The sequence below is a fragment of the Streptomyces sp. NPDC050528 genome (genome assembly GCF_044457795.1).
GTDB lineage: Bacteria > Actinomycetota > Actinomycetes > Streptomycetales > Streptomycetaceae > Streptomyces.
In genome coordinates, this window is record NZ_JBITHH010000023.1 from 86,641 (window position 1) to 105,555 (window position 18,915).

Below are 18,915 nucleotides of genomic sequence, written 5' to 3' on the forward strand. Positions count from 1 at the left end.
CATTGAGCCCGTGGTTACTCTGGAGGGCATGGACTATGTCTCCGCGCTCGTGCCCCCGGTCGTCATGGCCGTGTTCTTCATCGGACTGATCCGGGTCATCGTGAAGACCCAGGGCGGGGACATGAAGGCCAAGGAGGACGCGGCCGTCGACGCCGCCATCGCGCGCGCGGAGAGCGCCCGCCAGGCCTCTTCGGCCGCCGACGCCTGAACCCTCCGTTTTCCGCGGCGTCTTCAAGGGCGTACGACTCCCGCACGCGTGCGCGTGCTTTCCGAGTCGTACGCCCTTTTTGTTCCCTTTCCACTATGGTTCTGAGCTGTGCCTCGCCCATTGGGAGAACTCGAAGACTCGGTCATGACGCGGGTGTGGAAGTGGAACCGCCCGGTGACCGTTCGAGAAGTCCTGGAAGACCTTCAGCAGGAACGGTCCATCGCGTACACCACGGTGATGACCGTTTTGGACAATCTCCATCAGAAGGGCTGGGTGCGTCGTGAGGCGGAAGGCAGGGCCTATCGATATGAGGCGGTCTCCACACGAGCCGCCTACTCCGCCGCCCTGATGAACGACGCCTGGTCCCAGAGCGACAACCCCGCGGCCGCTCTCGTCGCCTTCTTCGGGATGATGAGCGACGAACAGCGCGAGGCCCTCCGCAGCGCCGTACGCATCGTCCAGGGACCGGAAACACCCGAACCCGCGGATGGCGTCCAGAACCCCGGCTCCGCGCCCTCGGGCGGTGGGCGATAGCGTCCGCTCATGTCAGCAGAGCACCCCGAAGTCACCGCGAAAGCCATCACCGTCCGGCGGGCCCGGACCGGCGATGTCGAGGCGGTGCGCCGACTCCTTGACGCCTACGTCCGCGGTCGCATCCTGCTCGACAAAGCGACGGTGACTCTTTACGAGGACATCCAGGAGTTCTGGGTCGCCGAACGGGACGACAACGCCGAGGTCGTCGGCTGCGGGGCACTGCATGTCATGTGGGAAGACCTCGCGGAAGTCCGCACTCTCGCGGTGAAGCCGGGCTTGAAGGGTGCCGGTGTAGGTCATCAGTTGCTGGAGAAGTTGCTGCACACAGCTCGCTGGCTAGGCGTTCGTCGCGTTTTCTGTCTCACCTTCGAAGTCGACTTCTTCTCGAAGCACGGCTTCGTGGAGATCGGTGAGACACCCGTTGACACCGATGTCTACGCGGAGCTGTTGCGTTCCTATGACGAGGGCGTGGCGGAGTTCCTCGGTCTCGAACGGGTGAAACCGAACACCTTGGGCAACAGCCGGATGCTTCTGCATCTGTGATCGCGTCGCTCAATTAGGCCGGGTCGCCCTGCCCAGGTTCCCTATGTCCGAAACGCGCATCTTTCTGGGCGGGGGAGGTCACTCGGTCTCTCCCAGGGGTTTGTGTTTTTCCAGCAAAAGCGGTTTGCTTTCCGACGTACTGCAGTACTGCATATAACAGGGGACGGCGAAACGGCGGACGCCGCAGACCCCAGGCCCGCAAGTAATCGATGAAAGGAAATCCGGTGGCACAGAAGGTTCAGGTCCTTCTTGTCGATGACCTCGACGGCGGCGAGGCGGACGAGACGGTGACGTTCGCGCTGGACGGCAAGACGTACGAGATCGATCTCACCACCGCGAATGCGGACAAGCTCCGTGGACTTCTGGAGGCTTACGTGAAGGGCGGGCGCCGTACCGGTGGCCGCGCTTCAGGCGGTCGCGGAAAGGCCCGTGCCGCTGCCGGTGGCAGCCAGGACACCGCGCTGATCCGCGCGTGGGCCAAGGAGAACGGTCACGACGTGAACGACCGCGGTCGTGTTCCCGCGGCCATTCGCGAGGCCTACGAGAAGGCCAACGGCTGAGCGCAGGAACGCCGCAGCCGTACCCGGTGGCACTGTGTGGCCACCGTGTCCACAAGTCGTACGAGATCAGGGGCGTGTCCAACGCCCCCCACGGCCGGCATTGTCGGCAGCGAGGCCTCGACCTCGCACCCCGGCTCGGGGGGCCGCAGCCATACGGCGGCCCCCTGCAAGGGACCCGAGCGGCCCGAGGGAAGCGATCGCCCTGCCACGGGCCCCGCTCCGGGCCGCGGCGCCTGTACGGGCCGTTCCCCGGGCATCGACGGCGCCTCCATGAGCCCGTCCGCGCCGAGCGCCAGCAGATCCAGCGTGTGCGCCAGAGCGCCCCACTCCAGCCAGTCCAGCAGCCCCGGGAGTTCCTCCGTGCTGCCCGCGGCCACCAGCAGCCGCATCCGGTCGCCCTTTACGGCCACCGGAGAATCCGGGCCCAGCCGCCACAGTGCCGCGACACCGGCCTCGACCGGCACGTCCAGGACGTCGAAACGCAGGCCCGTGACGAGCCGTAGCGGCTCTCCGGGCACCGTGCGCCACCCCAGTTCGTTCTCGTACCAGTGCCGCTGTCGGTCGTCCGGATCGAGGGGGCGACGGGGGAGCGGGACCGTGTTGAGAGGGGGGACTGTGCCAACCATGCCAAGAGCAACCGTTGAAGCGGGCCGAGAGTTACGCTGGGTGGCCCGGCGATTGCGCTGGGTGCGGGGAAGCGGGGCGTTCGGGGGTGCGGGGCGGCGCAAGGTTGTTCGCCCGTAGCGGAGGGAACCGGTGCGCTCGGCATGGAGTGTCAGTGCGAACGGGTAAGACATCCCTAGTGGGAGGGGGCGACACGCAGAAAAGGGCGTCTCACGTTCGCCATCGGCGTACTCATGGTGAGGGTAACTGCCTGGCCTGCGGGAACATCGTCTCGCACCATCAGGTTGGAGCAGATGTCGGCGTTACGGTTCAGGAGGCAGTGTTGGTTCTCGGTCCGGTGTCGGCAGTTGGAATGAGCGGTCCCCGCTTGCGGGACTAAGCTGCGGAAGGACAGGGAGGGGAGCGTCCCCTTACTGCCTGACCGCTCTGAGGAGCGATTAACGATGTTCGAGAGGTTCACCGACCGCGCGCGGCGGGTTGTCGTCCTGGCTCAGGAAGAAGCCCGGATGCTCAACCACAACTACATCGGCACCGAGCACATCCTCCTGGGCCTGATCCACGAGGGTGAGGGTGTCGCCGCAAAGGCCCTGGAGAGCCTCGGCATTTCGCTTGAGGCGGTCCGCCAGCAGGTTGAGGAGATCATCGGACAGGGCCAGCAGGCGCCGTCCGGTCACATCCCCTTCACTCCCCGTGCCAAGAAGGTCCTGGAGCTGTCGCTCCGCGAGGCCCTTCAGCTGGGCCACAACTACATCGGCACGGAGCACATCCTGCTCGGCCTGATCCGTGAGGGCGAGGGCGTCGCCGCCCAGGTCCTGGTCAAGCTGGGCGCTGATCTCAACCGTGTGCGGCAGCAGGTGATCCAGCTGCTCTCCGGTTACCAGGGCAAGGAGACCGCCACCGCCGGCGGCCCTGCGGAGGGCACCCCCTCGACGTCCCTGGTCCTCGACCAGTTCGGCCGGAACCTCACCCAGGCCGCTCGTGAGTCCAAGCTCGACCCGGTCATCGGGCGCGAGAAGGAGATCGAGCGGGTCATGCAGGTGCTGTCCCGCCGTACGAAGAACAACCCGGTTCTGATCGGTGAGCCCGGCGTCGGCAAGACCGCCGTCGTCGAGGGCCTCGCCCAGGCCATCGTCAAGGGCGAGGTGCCCGAGACCCTCAAGGACAAGCACCTCTACACCCTGGACCTCGGCGCACTGGTCGCCGGCTCCCGCTACCGCGGTGACTTCGAGGAGCGCCTGAAGAAGGTCCTCAAGGAGATCCGCACCCGCGGCGACATCATCCTGTTCATCGACGAGCTGCACACGCTGGTCGGTGCGGGTGCCGCCGAGGGCGCCATCGACGCCGCTTCGATCCTGAAGCCGATGCTGGCCCGCGGTGAGCTCCAGACCATCGGTGCGACGACCCTGGACGAGTACCGCAAGCACCTGGAGAAGGACGCGGCCCTTGAGCGCCGCTTCCAGCCCATCCAGGTCGCGGAGCCGTCCCTGCCGCACACCATCGAGATCCTCAAGGGTCTGCGCGACCGGTACGAGGCCCACCACCGTGTCTCCATCACGGACGAGGCGCTCGTGCAGGCCGCCACGCTGGCCGACCGGTACATCTCGGACCGCTTCCTGCCGGACAAGGCGATCGACCTGATCGACGAGGCCGGCTCCCGGATGCGCATCCGCCGGATGACCGCGCCGCCGGACCTGCGCGAGTTCGACGAGAAGATCGCCGGCGTGCGGAGGGACAAGGAGTCGGCCATCGACTCCCAGGACTTCGAGAAGGCGGCCTCTCTCCGTGACAAGGAGAAGCAGCTCCTGGCGGCGAAGGCCAAGCGGGAGAAGGAGTGGAAGGCCGGCGACATGGACGTCGTCGCCGAGGTCGACGGCGAGCTGATCGCCGAGGTCCTCGCGACCGCCACCGGCATCCCGGTCTTCAAGCTCACGGAGGAGGAGTCCTCGCGTCTGCTGCGCATGGAGGACGAGCTCCACAAGCGGGTCATCGGCCAGAAGGACGCCGTCAAGGCGCTCTCGAAGGCGATCCGTCGTACGCGTGCGGGCCTCAAGGACCCGAAGCGTCCCGGTGGTTCGTTCATCTTCGCCGGCCCGTCCGGTGTCGGTAAGACCGAGCTCTCCAAGGCCCTCGCCGAGTTCCTCTTCGGTGACGAGGACGCGCTGATCTCCCTCGACATGTCGGAGTTCAGCGAGAAGCACACGGTCTCGCGTCTCTTCGGTTCGCCCCCCGGTTACGTGGGCTACGAAGAGGGCGGCCAGCTCACGGAGAAGGTCCGTCGCAAGCCGTTCTCGGTCGTCCTCTTCGACGAGGTCGAGAAGGCCCACCCGGACATCTTCAACAGCCTTCTCCAGATCCTGGAGGACGGTCGTCTGACCGACTCCCAGGGCCGGGTCGTGGACTTCAAGAACACGGTCATCATCATGACGACCAACCTTGGAACCCGTGACATCTCCAAGGGCTTCAACCTGGGCTTCGCGGCCACGGGTGACACGAAGTCCAACTACGAGCGCATGAAGAACAAGGTCTCGGACGAGCTCAAGCAGCACTTCCGCCCCGAGTTCCTCAACCGTGTCGACGACGTCGTCGTCTTCCCGCAGCTCACCCAGGAGGACATCCTCCAGATCGTCGACCTGATGATCGGCAAGGTGGACGAGCGCCTCAAGGACCGGGACATGGGCATCGAGCTCTCCCAGCCCGCGAAGGAGCTCCTCTCCAAGAAGGGTTACGACCCGGTGCTGGGCGCGCGTCCGCTGCGGCGCACGATCCAGCGCGAGATCGAGGACACGCTCTCGGAGAAGATCCTCTTCGGCGAGCTGCGTCCCGGTCACATCGTGGTCGTGGATGTCGAGGGCGAGGGCGACGCGAAGACCTTCACCTTCCGGGGTGAGGAGAAGTCGGCGCTTCCCGATGTCCCGCCGATCGAGGACGCGGCTGCTGGTGGCGCGGGTCCGAATTTGAGCAAGGAGGCGTAAGACTCAGCGGTTTGGGTTTTACGACCGGGAAAGGGGCCGGTGCCTTTTGGCACCGGCCCCTTTCGGTTGTTCGGGGGGAGTCAGAGGCGGTCGTCGATTACTTCGGCGGTGGGGAAGAAGGAGGCGTAGAGGTCGAGGGGGACCTTTCGCCCGTACGTCTTGATGGTCACCGTGCGCAGCGCCGGGAGCCGCGAGGCGAGGGTACGGAGCCGGTCCCGGACTCCGCCCTGGGTGGGCATCCGGAGGTGCTCGACCGAGGGCAGCTCCGGCATGGCGTCCACGGCGTAGCCGTCGAGGGAGCCGTTCAGGACGAGGTTCCGCAGGGCGGGCAGGCGGTTCGCTTCCTGCCAGTCCCCGGCGCTCAGCGGGGTGTCCATCCTGTCGAGGCTGAGGGTGGTGAGTGTCGGCCATCGCTCCAGCCCGCGCAGGCCGATGGAGGTCAGTGTGTTCCGGCCGAGGTACAGGTACTCAAGGGGCGCGTCCTGGGGCAGGTGGTCGTGCAGGTGTCCGCTCAGGAACCGCTGGTCCAGGGAGAGCCGAGTGAGGCCGTGCAGGGCCCGCAGGCCGTACGGGTCGGCGATGTGGTTGAACGTCAGCTCTGTGAGAGGCAGTTCGGACAAGCGGCCCAGGCCGCGGACATTGACGCAGTCCTTCAGCCACAACGCGCCCAGGGACCGGAAGGCCATCAGCTCCTCCAGGGTGGACAGCGTCTCGTTGCGCTCAAGACCCAGGACGTCGACCGTGTCGGGATCACCCACGGCATCGATGATCTCGGCCGGCGAGGACGAACCATGGATCGTCAGCCTGTGCCAAGGGCGCATCAGCCGCAGCGCGTCCAGATGCTCGGGCGAGTCGCACACCACGAAGAGATCGTCCCGCGACAGATGGTCGAGTACCTCGACCGCGTACTCGCGGGTGTCGAACCGGTCCCAGGTGCCCGCGAGTTGACGTCTCACGGCGAGGGAGCGATGGTCGCGGAAGCGTCGCAGTACGGCCAGTGCACCGTCGGGCTCTCCCGCGCCCAGGACCGAGGCGGTGATCGTGACCGCCCTCGCCTCCTCGTCCGTGAGCCCTTCCGGACCCGGCAGCAGTTCCAGGACGAGTGGCCCGGCGCCCGCCAGGAAGTGCGCGTCCTCCCTCGTGCGCGGCGGAATCAGTGCGGCCGCCCGCGTCTCGACCTCCGTGCGCACCCCCGGATCCAACGCCGTCGCGTGCTCAAGGCAGGCCAGGGCCAGGAGCGTCAGCCGGGGCTCGTTCCGGGACAGCAACTGCCGTAGCACCACGACCCGTTCGCGCGGCCTGGCGTGGGCCACCGCCAGGCGGATCACGTCCTCCCACTGGGTGTCGTCCGCGTGGCTGAGGAGGACGTCCAGGTGGCCCTCCTCCACGGCGTACCGTGCGCCCAGGTAGTCCTGGAAGGTGCGGTGGACGAAGTCGACGGCACCGTTGGCGGGTTGGCGCAGCAGGCCGCTTCTCAGGAGCAGGTCCCGCAGTACCGTCCTGGCGTCGCCCCGGCCCGCGACCGTGGGCAGGCATCGTTCAACGATGCCCTCCGCCGTCTCCACGTCCATCTCCGTGCGGCCGCTCAACACCAGGGCGTACGCGAGGCGTTGGAGGATCTCCAGTTGGGCCTCCTCGCCCAGTTCCGACCCCTCCAGCGCGCCCATGCCCCGCTCACGGTCCCGGCGGGCCAGCAGCATCGTCAGGGCAGCGTCGTACAACTCCTTGCGGTCTGTGGGGAGATAGCCCCGCCGTTCCCGGTGCAGGGCGCACATGAGGCCGCACATCAGGGGGTTCGTGGCGAGGCGGGCCAAGTCCCGTTTCGTGCGCAGGGAGTCCAGGAGGGGGCCCTCGTACTCCGGGGCCCGGGCCGCCGCGTGCCAGCGTTCGACGAAGGTCTTCACCTCGGGGCGGCGCATGGGGGCCAGGGTCAGTTCGCGGAAGCCCTCGGAGGCCAGCCAGTCGGGGCGGACCGCTGTGGGGCGGGAGGTGAGGAGCCAGTTGTTGCCGGGGTAGGCGCTGATCAGGGACTGGAGCCAGTCGCGGGTGCGGTGGCGGTCGGCGGACGGGATCTCGTCCAGGCCGTCGACGAGGACCAGGGCCCGGCCGGCCGTCAGGACGCGTTCCGTCCAACCCTCGGGTGGGGTGTGGGGGCAGCCCGTCGCCGTCAGGAAGGCTGCGGGGGACGGGAGTTGGCCCGCTCGGATCAGGGTGCGGAGGGGGAGGACGTACGGGATGCGGTCGCCGTCCCGCGCCGCCGTCACCGCGAGCCACTGCACCAGCGTCGTCTTGCCGGACCCCGCGTCGCCGCGCAGCAGCACACGGTCGTGGGTCAACAGGGCTTCCTCGGCCGGGAGTTGGACGGTGAACGCGGCGCCGGGGTGTTCGTCGGGGAGGTGGCGTTCCTCTGTCGCCGTCGCCTCCAGGCTCAGGTACGCGACTTCGAGGGGCCAGCGGTCCGGGGAGTCGCGCAGATCGATGCCGTAGATGGTGATGTGGTTGTGGCGCTCGGCGACGTACGGGAGGTAGCGGCGTTCGAAGGTGCGGTCCTGGGAACCGGGGCGGGGGCTGCGGGCGATCAACTCGTCGATTCTCGCGATGAGTTCGGCCTGGCTTCGGGTCTGTTCCACGAGGGTGCGAGCCACAAAGGTGGAGCGGCGGGTGAAGAACTCCAGGATCTGGAGGCAGGCCCACTCGGTCGCGGAGTCGAGGAAGTAGCAGGCGTCGGTGGAGAGGCCGTCGGGGGCCGGGGCCTGGTGGTGGAGTTTCTTGGCGAGTTCGCGGTGGCCCAGACGTACGGCCTGGACGTCGTCCATGTCCAGGTCGCCGAGGGCGAGGAGGCGACGGGCCAACGCGTCGGCCACGGCGGTCTGTTCGGCGGAACGGAAGGGGCGCTCGCCGGGGGAGTCCATCGCCTGTTGGACGACGTGCTCGGCGAGTCTGCGGACGTCCTTCTCGTTCAGTACGCGTTTCTCGCCCTTGAAGGACACCAGGTCCTTCAGCCGGACCGGCTTGTCGACCAGCCCCGCGCCCGGGCCGTCCGCCACGAACAGTCTCTTCACCAGCGGTGCGATCAGGCTGGACGCCAGTTTGCCGCCGAGTACCGCGGGCTCCATCCGCCACCCCCGTAGCCGTTGGGAAACAGATGGAGCCTATCGATGATCAGGCGATGACCAGGTGACTACTACGACAACTGGCCGTCGTAGTCCGGAAGTTTGAAGGTCTTCTCGGCGTGGTCGCCCGACAGGTCGGTGGCGCTGTTGCCGATGTTCGCGATGATCGTGTAGCCCTTGCTCTCGATCGTGGCGCGCTGGGCCGTCTTGTAGTCGGCGACGTCCTTGAAGAGGTCGAGGAGGCCGCGGACGTAGAGGCCGTCGACGTCGTAGCCGTCGTGTTCGAGGTTGTACTCGGTCGGCAGGTAGATGATGCCGGGGCGGGCCGTCACGAAGAACAGCGAAACGCCGTGCTCCTGGGCGTACTTGGCGACCGCGAGGACCGGCTTGTTGGCCGGCTGGGGCCAGCTGAAGCCGAAGTCGGTCTCCAGGGTGGTGTTGTCGATGTCGAAGACGATCGCCTGCTTCTCGCCGGGCTTGGTGGCCGCGATGCGCTGCTTCAGGTAGGGCAGGGCCTGGTTCATCACCGTCTGGCAGTCGGCCTGCCACGTGGCGTAGTCCACCGTGGCGGTCGCGGTGCTGGTCGCCGTCGCGGCCTCCGCGGGGACGGTCAGCGTCGCGAGGGCGGCCGCGGTCACGGCGGCTATGGCGGTACGGCGAGCCCAGGGGCGTCGTCTCGTCATGGGGGTGGGGGTTCCTCTCACGTCTGTGCGCTGCCGGTCGGTGCAGAAGGCATGGTCGCGGGCGAGGGTGGCGTGAGGGGAACCGTAAGGTTACTGAACGGTAGGCGTACAGAGGTCTGCGCCACATTTCCGCGGGCGGCGACCGACCCGGCCGGTGACAAGCCGCACAGGCGATTCGGTGCCTACTAGGGCGGATAGTCGTAAGCCTTCTTCAGGGCAAAACGGACTTTTTGCGTCGCGTCGAGTGGAACCGAATGGGTGTTTTTGCCGTCCGGGGGGTGATTTTTGCTGAAGATGAGCTCTGTCAAGAAGTCGGAAGTTTTGTGGTGAAGTACTAGCTTCCGTCGTAGAAAGGCTGTTTGGGGGTTCGTGGGGGCGGGGGTTACCAATGGACGTGTCATCCGGTGGCCGACCGTGCGCCGGGTGGCTTTTCTGTCCCCGTCCCCGTGAGGTTTCGATGTTCCAGCGCGCCACGTCCCGTTCTTCCCGTACGTCTTCGCTCCGCACCCGGGTGGCCGTCCTGGCCGTCGGGCTGGGGGCCACCGCCGTGCTGGGCACCGGGGTCGCGAGCGCCGCCACCGCCACCGCGAGTGTCGCGCCGAAGGCCGTCAGTGCGAAGACCGCCGCCTCCTGGGTCGACCCGGTGAAGAAGTACACGCTGTCCGCGAGCTTCGCCCAGGCCGGCAGCATGTGGCAGTCCACCCACAGCGGGCAGGACTTCGCCGTGGCCAGCGGCACCAACGTCGTCGCCGCGCACGGCGGGACCGTCGTCAAGGCCGGCGGCAACGGCGCGGGCGACGGTGCCGCGTACGGCAACGCCATCGTCATCAAGCACGGCAACGGCACGTACTCCCAGTACGCCCACCTCTCGCGCATCGACGTGAAGGTCGGCCAGGTCGTCAGCACCGGTCAGCACATCGCGCTCTCCGGCAGCACTGGCAACTCCAGCGGTCCCCACCTGCACTTCGAGATCCGTACGACCGCCAACTACGGCTCGGCGATAGACCCGGTCGCGTTCCTGCGCGGCAAGGGCGTGTCCGTCTGACCAGGTCCGGTTAAGCGGACTTCGTGCCCGCGTGGGCCTGCGTGATCATGTCGGTGGCGACCTCCAGGACGGCCTTGTGCTTGTCCTCGGGGTCGCCTTCGAGGTCGTGCACGGCGAACATGCCGGCGTGCAGCGTGAAGATCGCGCTCAGGGAGCGCACCTGGTCGACCAGGCTCGCCTCGGGGTCGATCATGATCTCCCGGAGGCCGCGCATCCGCTCCTTGAAGCGCTCGCCGATGCGCAGGTCCCGTACCGTCGCCTGGTTCTCCTGCATGAAGCGGAACAGCGGGGTCGCGCCGTCGAGCGCGTCGCTGTAGCGCCGTACGATCTCCTGCTTGGTCGCCAGGGTGTGCGGCTGGCCGCGGCCCCACTCGATCAGTTCCTCGATCGGCCGGGTCAGGTCCTCGAAGATGCTGACGAGGATCTCTTCCTTGGTCTTGAAGTGGTAGTAGAGCGCCGCCTTCGTGACGTCCAGGTGCTCGGCGATCTCGCGCAGCGAGGTCTTCTCGTAGCCCTGCTCGGCGAAGAGTTCGAGCGCCACGTCCTGGATGCGCTGGCGAGTGTCTCCGCGACGCTGCCGCTTGGTGCCGTCCATGGTGCCGCCCATTCGTTTCATGCCCCGGCAAACTTACTTGACGCCCGGCTAGTTACGGGTCTACTTTCCCTGAGTGTAGTCAACTAGCCGGGCGGCAAGTAAGTGGTCGGCCGGGGGCAGTACAAGGGGAGTGGGAAAGATGGCGGACACACAGACGGCCGAGGCCGGGCCAGGGGCACCCGGGCCGGAGGCGGACGGCAAACAGCCGAAGAGCGTGCGGGTCGTTCTGCTCGCTCTGATGATCACCATGATGCTCGCGATGCTCGACAACATGATCGTGGGCACTGCCATGCCGACGATCGTCGGTGAGCTGGGCGGGCTGGAGCACCTGTCGTGGGTCGTGACCGCGTACACGCTCGCCACGGCCAGCTCGACCCCGCTGTGGGGCAAGCTCGGTGACATGTACGGGCGCAAGGGCGCCTTCATGACCTCGATCGTGATCTTCCTGGCCGGGTCCGCGCTGAGCGGTATGGCGCAGAACATGGGGCAGTTGATCGGTTTCCGGGCCATTCAGGGTCTCGGTGCCGGTGGTCTGATGGTCGGTGTCATGGCGATCATCGGTGACCTCATCCCGCCGCGTGAGCGGGGCAAGTACCAGGGCATGATGGCCGGCGTCATGGCGCTCGCGATGATCGGCGGACCGCTGGTCGGCGGCACCATCACCGACAACTGGGGCTGGCGCTGGTCCTTCTACATCAACCTGCCGCTCGGTGTCATCGCGCTGGCCGCGATCAGTGCGGTGCTGCACCTGCCGAAGAAGCGGTCGCAGGCGCGGATCGACTACCTGGGTGCCGGGCTGCTGACCGTCGGCATCACCTCGATCGTGCTCGTCACCACGTGGGGCGGTTCGCAGTACGCCTGGACCTCCGCGCGGATCATGGAACTGATCGGGCTGGGTGTGGCCGCGCTCGTCGGGTTCGTGTTCTGGCAGACCAAGGCGGCCGAGCCGGTCGTACCGCTGCACATCTTCCGCAGCCGCAACTTCAGCCTCATGGCGATCATCGGCTTCATCACCGGGTTCGTGATGTTCGGGGCGACGCTGTTCCTGCCGCTGTACCAGCAGTCCGTGCAGGGCGCGTCCGCTACGAACTCCGGGTTGCTGCTGCTGCCGATGCTCGGGGCGATGCTCGTGACCTCGATGGTCGCGGGGCGGGTGACCACCAACACCGGTAAGTACAAGGTGTTTCCGGTCGTCGGCAGTGTGCTGATGGTCGTCGGGCTGTATCTGCTCTCGACCATGGACACGGATACGACGCGGTTCATGTCCGGTGTGTTCATGGCTGTCGTCGGTCTCGGTATGGGCTGCCTGATGCAGATCACCATGCTGGTCGCGCAGAACAGCGTCGAGATGAAGGACATGGGGGTCGCGTCCTCCACGAGCACGTTGTCCCGGACGCTCGGGTCGTCGTTCGGTGTCGCCATCATGGGGGCGCTGTTCAATCACCGGGTGCAGGACGTCATGGCTGCGCGGGCCGGGGCGATCGGGTCCAAGGTGACGGAGCAGTCGGCGCAGCTGGATGCGAAGAGTCTGGCGAAGTTGCCGGCGGTGGCTCGTGAGGCGTATCAGCATGCGGTGTCTTCCGGGATTCACTCCGCGTTCCTGTTGGGGGCGGTGGTGGCTGTGGTCGCGTTGGTGGCGGCCGTGTTCGTGAAGGAGGTTCCGCTCAAGGGGGCGGGGCCGAAGGCTGAGGGTTCGGGTGAGGGCGCGGCGGAGCAGTTGCCGATCGTCGAAGCGGTCTGAATCTGTCGCCAGTGAACTGAAGGTCCCCCGGTTGGTGTCCGCCCCGGGGGGCCTTCTTTGTGTGTGCGTGGGTGTGTTCCGGGGTGCACGCGTGCGTGCGGGTGAGTGCGTGCATGGTCGGCTGCGGGTCCGTTGCCGGGGGCTCTGCCCCCGGGCCCCCTTATCGGCCCTGAAGGGGCCTCGTCCTCAAACGCCGGACGGGCTGAATTACGGGGCCTGTGTTGAGAGGTGCCGGACGGTATGGATGGTGCGGGCCGGGGTCGGGGGTGCCGGACGGGCTGAATGATGCGGGCCTGTGCTGAGAAGTGCCGGACGGTATGGATAGCGCGGGCCGGGGGCGAGGGTGCCGGGCAGGTTGACTAATGCGGGCCTGTATTGAGATGCGGGCCTGTGTCGGGAGGTGCCGGACGGGCTGAATTTGCCGGTCGGTGTTGGGAAGTACCGGAGCTGCCGGATTGGCCGGGCCGGTATTGGACGGCCCGGGAGCCGGCGGATTGATCGGCCCGGTGTCGTTGTCAGTGGGGCGTGTCACCATCGGGTTCATGGACAAAATGCGGCAGTTGCGTCTGGCCAAGGACGTCATGGACCGTGACTGGGCCGAGCCGGAGCTCGATCTGGGCGCGGTGGCTGCGCATGCCGGGTATTCGCGGTATCACTTTCTGCGGGTCTTCAAGGAGGCGTACGGCGAGACGCCGGGGCAGTATCTGACGCATCGGCGGATCGAACGGGCCGAGGAGATGCTGCGTAGTGCCGATCTCTCGGTTACAGAGATCTGTCATCTGGTCGGTTTCAGCAGCCTCGGTACGTTCTCGGCGCGGTTCAAGGCGCGGACCGGGCTGACGCCGAGTGCGTACCGGAGCACGCATGTGGGGCGCGGGGCCGCGCTCATCCCCGGGTGTTACGCGATGCTCTGGGCCGGCGGTTTCCCCACCGCAACTTTGAAGAAGCGTCCTGCCTCCCGCCCTGCCTACGGTGATGAGCAGGAAGCCACCTCGGCCTCCACCCCGTCCGACAGGAGTGCGGAGACATGATCCAGGGCCTGGGCATCGCCACCGTGTGGACCTTCGACCAACAGCGCACCAAAGCCTTCTTCACCGAGAAACTCGACTTCGAATTGCGCGACGAGATCTCGATGGGCGACATGCGGTGGGTCACCGTGGGCGCCAAGAATCAGCCCGACGTCGCGCTCACCCTGATGAGCCTGGACGGGCCGGGGCTCGACCCCGAGTCGGCCGAGGCGTTGAAGAAGCTGGTCGGCAAGGGGGCGGTGGGGGCCGGGGCGTTCACCACCGACGACTGCCGTGGTGACTACGCCACCTTCAAGGCACGCGGGGTGGAGTTCCTTCAGGAGCCGACCGAGCGGCCGTACGGCATCGAGGCGATCTTCCGTGACGACAGCGGCAACTGGTACTCGCTGACCGAGCGCAGCGCGGAACTGGACTTCTCGAAGGACTTCGGATGACCGGGGAGCAGCGGTCGGTGGCGGAAGCGGCCGAGGTCGAGCCGGATCACACGGCTGTGCGGGTCGCGTTGTGGCGGGCCCTGCACGCCCAGGCCGATCCGCCGCCGCATGTCATCGAGGACGAGGTCGGGCTGCGGCTCGCGGACCCGGGGGAGAAGTGGCGTGAGCGGCCCGACATGGACGTCGAGGCCACGCGGCGGATCCGGGCGTCGATCGTCGCGCGGGCCCGCTTCGTCGAGGACGTGGTGGAGGAACAGGCCGGGAAGGGTGTGGAGCAGTACGTCATCCTTGGCGCCGGCCTCGACACCTTCGCCCAGCGGCGGCCCGAACTCGGCGCGAAACTCCGGGTGTTCGAGGTCGAGCGGCCCGGCACGCAGGCGTGGAAGCGGCGGCGGTTGGCGGAACTCGGGTACGACATCCCGGACTGGCTGCGGTTCGTACCGGTCGACTTCGAGGGCGACTGGTGGGGGCAACTGGCCTCCGCCGGGCTCGACTTGGGGCGCCCTGCCGTCGTGGCCGCGACCGGCGTGACCATGTACCTCACCCGCGACGCCATCACCACGATGTTCCGCCGCGTCGCCGGCCTTGCCCCGGGCTCCACCTTGGTCACCACGTTCCTACGGCCCGTGGACGACGTAGAGCCGGAGCAGCGCGCGCAGTTGGAGGTCGCGGTACGGGGAGCACGTGCCGCGGGAACACCGTTCCTCAGCTTCTTCACCCCGGAACAGGTTCTGGAGTTGGGGCGTGAGTGCGGGTTCCAGGGCGTGCGGTATGTGTCGGCCCTGGAGCTTGCGGAGCGGTATTTCGGGGGGCGGGTGGAGGGGGCTGCGCCTTCTCGGGGGGAGGAGGTGATGGTGGGGAGTACGTGAGGGGGGCGGGTCCGGTGGTGGGGGCCAGCTGCTGGAGCCTCGATCTCACCGGCGGCCGCTGGAGGCTACGCCCGCCGCTCGGGCCGGGCGCCCGAGGTCACAGCACGGTCCCACCGGTCAGCCGCCGGAGGCCACGGCACGGTCCCATCGGTCAGCCGCTGGAGGCTACGGCACGGTTCCATCGGTCGGCCGCCGGAGGCCACGGCACGGCCCCACCGATCAACCGCCGGAGGCTACGGCAGCATCGGATAGCTCCCCGTGCTCGTAGGCGCGTGCTCCGGTAGCCACAGCACCGCCACCGCGCCCTCTGCCGGGATGTGGTCCGGTGCGCCTGCCGGGCGGACGTTGCGGAAGGTGAGGCGGGCGCCGAGGACGCGGGCCTGGCCGGCCGCGATGGTCAGGCCGAGGCCGTGGCCGTGGCCCGCGCGGTCCTTGCTGCCGGTGCGGAAGCGGCTGGGGCCCTCCGCGAGGAGTTCCTCGGGGAAGCCGGGGCCGTGGTCGCGGACGCGGATGACCCGGCCCTCGACCGAGACCTCGATCGGCGGTTTGCCGTGGCGGGCCGCGTTGGCGAGGAGGTTGAACAGGACGCGTTCCAGGCGGCGGGGGTCAGTGGTGACCTCCGACTCGTGTACGACGTGCACCACCGCGTCCGGGTCCTTCGCGAGCACCCGGCGGCTCACGAAGTCGCCCAGCATCAGGTCCTGCAACTCCGCCCGCTCGGACGCCCCGTCGAGCCGGGCGACCTCCAGGACGTCCTCGACGAGCGTGCGCATCGCCTTCGCTCGGTCCAGGACCAGCTCGGTGGGGCGGCCCGGAGGGAGTAGTTCGGCTGCGGTCAGCAGGCCCGTCACCGGGGTGCGCAGTTCGTGTGCGATGTCCGCGGTGACTCGGCGTTCCGCCTCAAGTCGCTGTTGCAGCGCGTCCGTCATCGCGTCCACAGCGCGAGCCAGGTCGTCGGTCTCGTCGCGTACGACACCGCCGATCGCGTCCCGTACCCGTACGTCCGTCTCGCCCTTGGCGACCTGGTTCGCCGCGGCCGCCGCCTTGCGCAGGCGGCGCGAGAGCTGGCCGCCGATCAGGACACCGAGCGCGCTGCCGCCGAGCACGGCCGCGATCGAGCCGATCACCAGGGCCTGGTCGAGATCCTTGAGGATGTCCGTGCTGCGGTCGGTGAACCCGGTGTGCAAGGACATGACGTGACCGTCCTTGAGCGGTACGGCCGCCCAGATGTCCGGCACCCCGTGCGGCCGGTCGGTGACGTACGTCGCCCGGCGGCCCTCCCCGACCTTCTCGCGCAGCGCCGACGGCAGACTCGGGTCGTCGATCTTGATGCTGGGGAAGTTCGGGCGCCCGGACAGCTCGTAGTTGCGCTGGGCGATCTGGACGCGCTCGTCCGCGAGGTCGCGTGCGTTGTCCAGCATCGAGACCCGGGCCGCGTTGTGCACGACCAGGCTGAGCGCGATCGCGACCAGCGTGCCGACCAGCGCGATGGCCGCGCTGAGCTTCCATCTCAGGCCCGTACGGATGCCCGCTCTGTCCATGAACGACGGGACCCTGCGCCGTGAATTCCCCCGCATACCCCTGCTCAGGCCTTCAACTTGTAGCCGAAGCCGCGGACCGTCTCGATCCGGTCCTGGCCGATCTTCGTCCGCAGCCGCTGCACATGGACGTCCACGACCCGGGTGTCACCGCCCCAGCCGTAGTCCCACACCCGCTCCAGGAGCTTGTCGCGGGACAGCACCGTGCCCGGTGCCGAGGAGAATTCGAGGAGCAGCCGCATCTCGGTCGGCGTCAGCGCCACCGGCTGCCCCGCCTTGCGTACCTCCATGCCCTCGGTGTCGATCTCCAGATCGCCGAAGGTGAGCACCCCGCCGTCCACCGGGGCCGCCTCCGCGTCCGCCGTACGGTCGCTGCCGCTCGCGTGTCCGAAGCGGCGCAGGACCGCGCGGATGCGGGCCACCAGGACCGCGCCGTCGAAGGGCTTCGTGACGTAGTCGTCGGCGCCGGCTTCGAGGCCCAGCACCACGTCGATCGAGTCCGCCCGTGCCGACAGCATGATCACCGGGACCGTCGACTCGTCCCGGATACGGCGGCACAGGCTCACGCCGTCCAGGCCCGGGACCATCACGTCCAGCAGCGCGATGTCGGGGCGGTCCGCCCGGAACGCCTCCAGGCCCGACAGGCCGTCGGGCATGGCGGTCACCACGAAGCCGTCCCGCTCCAGGGCGAGTTGGGTGGCCTCGCGGATGACGTCGTCGTCCTCGACGAACAGGACGTGGGTCTGGTCTGCCATCCCGGTGCTCTCAGTCCTCGTATGTGTCGTTCTCAAGCATGGGACGCCCGGAGCGGCGTCCGCGTTCACTGAAGGATCGGATCGGGGTGGCCGATCGGTTCAGTGGCGATCGGTTCGGTTCCGAAGAGATTCTGGTGGGGCTGATTCCGATCGGTTCGATTCCGATCGGTTTGATTCCGGTTCCGATCGGGTTCAGTTCTTGCTCGGGGCGGGTGACGCGTCGCCCCCGACCGCATTGCTGTACTCGTTGTGGGTGCTGTACTCCTGCACGAAACGGCCCGAGGTCCAGCGGTACGTGATCACGTTCTCCCCGGAGGGACTCGACACCGGGTCGCCCTTCTCGTACACCTGCTTGGTGACGACCAGATCGCCGCGGTCTATCTCCGCGTAGACCGGGGGTTCCTCGGCCTTGAACACATTCTCGTACGTCCCGCCCTTGTCGCGATACACGTACGAGCCGATCCCCACCGCATCACCGCAGGTCATCACGTTGACGACGACGTCGTTCGCGGTGCCGCCGGTCAGCACTCCGTACGACACGTCGACCGCGTACTCGTCGGCGACGCACGGCTTCAGCTCGTGCTTGACCGCCGCCGAGACCTTCGGGTCGTCCATGACGAGTTTGACCGCGTCCACGTGCTCGTCGACCGTCGCGGAGGGGGTGGGAGCGGACGCCTCCGCCACGCCCGCCACCGAGTCGGAGTGCGCCGGGCCCTCGTCACGCGCGCCCGTGCCGCCCGTGGCGCAGCCGGACACCAACAGGGCGAGGGCGGCGAGCACGGCCATCGCCGTGAACGCCGCCTCCAGGCTTCCGCGCACGCGTCCTGGCCCGGCGGTGTCACGCGAGCCCGGCCCCGGAGGGTCGTGGCTCGGGCCGCCGGGCCCGGGGGTGTCGTCGCTCAGGCCGCGCAACGCTCCCGCTCCTCACGCTCCAGCGCGCGTGCGTCCAGGTCGCGGGCCTCCAGCTCCTCCCGGAGCCGGGCGAGCGCCCGGTGCAGCGTGCTCTTGACCGTACCGGCCGACATGCCCAGGGCGGCGGCCGTCTCTTCGGTGGACATCTGCTCCCAGTGTCGCAGGACGACAACACTGCGCTGTTTCGGAGCGAGAACTTTCATGATGTCCATAAGAAGCGCCCGGTCCGCGTGCTGCTCGGTCGCGTCGTCGACGCTCGCGTCCGGAAGCTGCTCGGTGGGCACCTCTTCGAGCTTGCGGGCGCGCCACCACTCGGTGCGCGTGTTGATCATGACGCGGCGCAGGTACGCGTCCGCGAGGCGCTTGTCCTCGATGGTCTCCCAGCGGCCGTACGTCCGTACCAGCGCCGTCTGGAGCAGGTCCTGGGCGTCGACCGGGTCCGGCACCAGCCGGCGGGCGCTGCGCAGCAGCGCGTCCTGTCGGGTGCGGACGTACTCCTCGAATTCGAGCACCTCGCCCTGCGCCATGATCAACCGCCTCCATCCCCGTGTCCGACCCGCCTGCTGTCGGTTGTCCTCTGCTGTGCTGTCCCGCCGGTCTGCGGCACACAAATGAAGTTACGGAGGGGTTGTCACGGAGCTGTGCGGAGCAGCCTGCGGGGAGCGCTCGGCTGTCCGTCGGTTGTGTAACGGAAGTAGGTCAGGGGTAAGGGGGCGGGGTATTTGGGGCGGGTGTGGGGCGATTTGGGCTTGGTGGGAGTG

At 67.9% G+C, this 18,915-nt stretch carries 18 protein-coding genes; 10 read left to right on the plus strand and 8 right to left on the minus strand.

What is annotated here, in order from left to right:
• Window positions 1-28 precede the first annotated feature (28 nt).
• From ACIBK4_RS48900 to ACIBK4_RS48915, 4 genes are all read left to right on the plus strand, one after another.
• Entirely contained in the window at window positions 29-208 is a 180-nt protein-coding gene (locus tag ACIBK4_RS48900) for a hypothetical protein (RefSeq protein ID WP_399006385.1), read from the plus strand.
• A 120-nt stretch (window positions 209-328) separates the two neighbouring features.
• Window positions 329-742 carry a BlaI/MecI/CopY family transcriptional regulator gene (locus ACIBK4_RS48905; RefSeq protein WP_078623229.1) on the plus strand — a complete coding sequence of 138 codons (414 nt, stop codon included), beginning with the start codon at window positions 329-331 and terminating at the stop codon, window positions 740-742.
• Between the two features lie 9 nt (window positions 743-751).
• The gene (locus tag ACIBK4_RS48910) at window positions 752-1,285 is read left to right on the plus strand and encodes an amino-acid N-acetyltransferase (protein WP_019064250.1); all 534 of its coding nucleotides are present in this window, start codon (window positions 752-754) and stop codon (window positions 1,283-1,285) included.
• Window positions 1,286-1,509: 224 nt separating this feature from the next.
• Window positions 1,510-1,845 (plus strand): Lsr2 family protein, encoded by a 336-nt coding sequence (locus ACIBK4_RS48915; RefSeq protein ID WP_366436831.1) that lies wholly within the window; start codon window positions 1,510-1,512, stop codon window positions 1,843-1,845.
• Here ACIBK4_RS48915 and ACIBK4_RS48920 read toward each other — a convergent pair.
• A complete protein-coding gene (locus tag ACIBK4_RS48920; protein WP_399006388.1) occupies window positions 1,824-2,471 on the minus strand; it encodes an SCO3374 family protein in 648 nt (215 codons plus the stop codon). The two genes, ACIBK4_RS48915 and ACIBK4_RS48920, sit on opposite strands and share 22 nt — an antisense overlap.
• Window positions 2,472-2,912: 441 nt before the next feature.
• Between ACIBK4_RS48920 and ACIBK4_RS48925 the strand changes: the two genes are divergently transcribed.
• On the plus strand, window positions 2,913-5,441 hold the full coding sequence (locus ACIBK4_RS48925; RefSeq protein WP_384288028.1) for an ATP-dependent Clp protease ATP-binding subunit: 2,529 nt from the start codon (window positions 2,913-2,915) through the stop codon (window positions 5,439-5,441).
• A gap of 80 nt (window positions 5,442-5,521) precedes the next feature.
• Here ACIBK4_RS48925 and ACIBK4_RS48930 read toward each other — a convergent pair whose 3' ends face one another.
• Entirely contained in the window at window positions 5,522-8,557 is a 3,036-nt protein-coding gene (locus tag ACIBK4_RS48930; protein ID WP_399006390.1) for an NACHT domain-containing protein, read from the minus strand.
• A 68-nt stretch (window positions 8,558-8,625) separates the two neighbouring features.
• On the minus strand, window positions 8,626-9,237 hold the full coding sequence (locus ACIBK4_RS48935; RefSeq protein ID WP_399006393.1) for an HAD family acid phosphatase: 612 nt from the start codon (window positions 9,235-9,237) through the stop codon (window positions 8,626-8,628).
• Window positions 9,238-9,694: 457 nt separating this feature from the next.
• On the opposite strand from ACIBK4_RS48935, the gene ACIBK4_RS48940 reads away from it, so the two are divergent.
• On the plus strand, window positions 9,695-10,282 hold the full coding sequence (locus ACIBK4_RS48940) for a M23 family metallopeptidase (RefSeq protein WP_399006395.1): 588 nt from the start codon (window positions 9,695-9,697) through the stop codon (window positions 10,280-10,282).
• Window positions 10,283-10,292: 10 nt separating this feature from the next.
• Here ACIBK4_RS48940 and ACIBK4_RS48945 read toward each other — a convergent pair whose 3' ends face one another.
• Window positions 10,293-10,889: a helix-turn-helix domain-containing protein gene (locus ACIBK4_RS48945; RefSeq protein WP_366436905.1), complete on the minus strand. Its 597-nt coding sequence runs from the start codon at window positions 10,887-10,889 to the stop codon at window positions 10,293-10,295.
• A gap of 127 nt (window positions 10,890-11,016) precedes the next feature.
• Here ACIBK4_RS48945 and ACIBK4_RS48950 point away from each other — a divergent pair, with 127 nt between their 5' ends.
• From ACIBK4_RS48950 to ACIBK4_RS48965, 4 genes are all read left to right on the plus strand, one after another.
• Window positions 11,017-12,618, plus strand: a complete 1,602-nt coding sequence (locus ACIBK4_RS48950; RefSeq protein ID WP_399006397.1) for an MDR family MFS transporter — start codon at window positions 11,017-11,019, stop codon at window positions 12,616-12,618.
• A 551-nt stretch (window positions 12,619-13,169) separates the two neighbouring features.
• Window positions 13,170-13,649: a helix-turn-helix transcriptional regulator gene (locus ACIBK4_RS48955; RefSeq protein ID WP_399006447.1), complete on the plus strand. Its 480-nt coding sequence runs from the start codon at window positions 13,170-13,172 to the stop codon at window positions 13,647-13,649.
• A complete protein-coding gene (locus ACIBK4_RS48960) occupies window positions 13,646-14,080 on the plus strand; it encodes a VOC family protein (RefSeq protein ID WP_399006398.1) in 435 nt (144 codons plus the stop codon). The genes ACIBK4_RS48955 and ACIBK4_RS48960 overlap by 4 nt, the downstream gene beginning before the upstream one ends.
• The gene (locus ACIBK4_RS48965) at window positions 14,077-14,949 is read left to right on the plus strand and encodes a class I SAM-dependent methyltransferase (protein ID WP_399006400.1); all 873 of its coding nucleotides are present in this window, start codon (window positions 14,077-14,079) and stop codon (window positions 14,947-14,949) included. Before ACIBK4_RS48960 ends, ACIBK4_RS48965 begins: the two co-directional genes overlap by 4 nt.
• A 233-nt stretch (window positions 14,950-15,182) precedes the next feature.
• Here the strand turns inward: ACIBK4_RS48965 and cseC are convergent, their stop codons facing one another.
• From cseC to ACIBK4_RS48985, 4 genes are all read right to left on the minus strand, one after another.
• On the minus strand, window positions 15,183-16,526 hold the full coding sequence (cseC, locus tag ACIBK4_RS48970; protein WP_399006402.1) for a two-component system sensor histidine kinase CseC: 1,344 nt from the start codon (window positions 16,524-16,526) through the stop codon (window positions 15,183-15,185).
• 8 nt (window positions 16,527-16,534) lie between these two features.
• A complete protein-coding gene (cseB, locus tag ACIBK4_RS48975; protein ID WP_366436821.1) occupies window positions 16,535-17,242 on the minus strand; it encodes a two-component system response regulator CseB in 708 nt (235 codons plus the stop codon).
• Between the two features lie 192 nt (window positions 17,243-17,434).
• Entirely contained in the window at window positions 17,435-18,154 is a 720-nt protein-coding gene (locus ACIBK4_RS48980) for a hypothetical protein (protein WP_399006405.1), read from the minus strand.
• Window positions 18,142-18,681 carry a SigE family RNA polymerase sigma factor gene (locus ACIBK4_RS48985; RefSeq protein WP_019064956.1) on the minus strand — a complete coding sequence of 180 codons (540 nt, stop codon included), beginning with the start codon at window positions 18,679-18,681 and terminating at the stop codon, window positions 18,142-18,144. Before ACIBK4_RS48985 ends, ACIBK4_RS48980 begins: the two co-directional genes overlap by 13 nt.
• Window positions 18,682-18,915 lie beyond the last annotated feature (234 nt).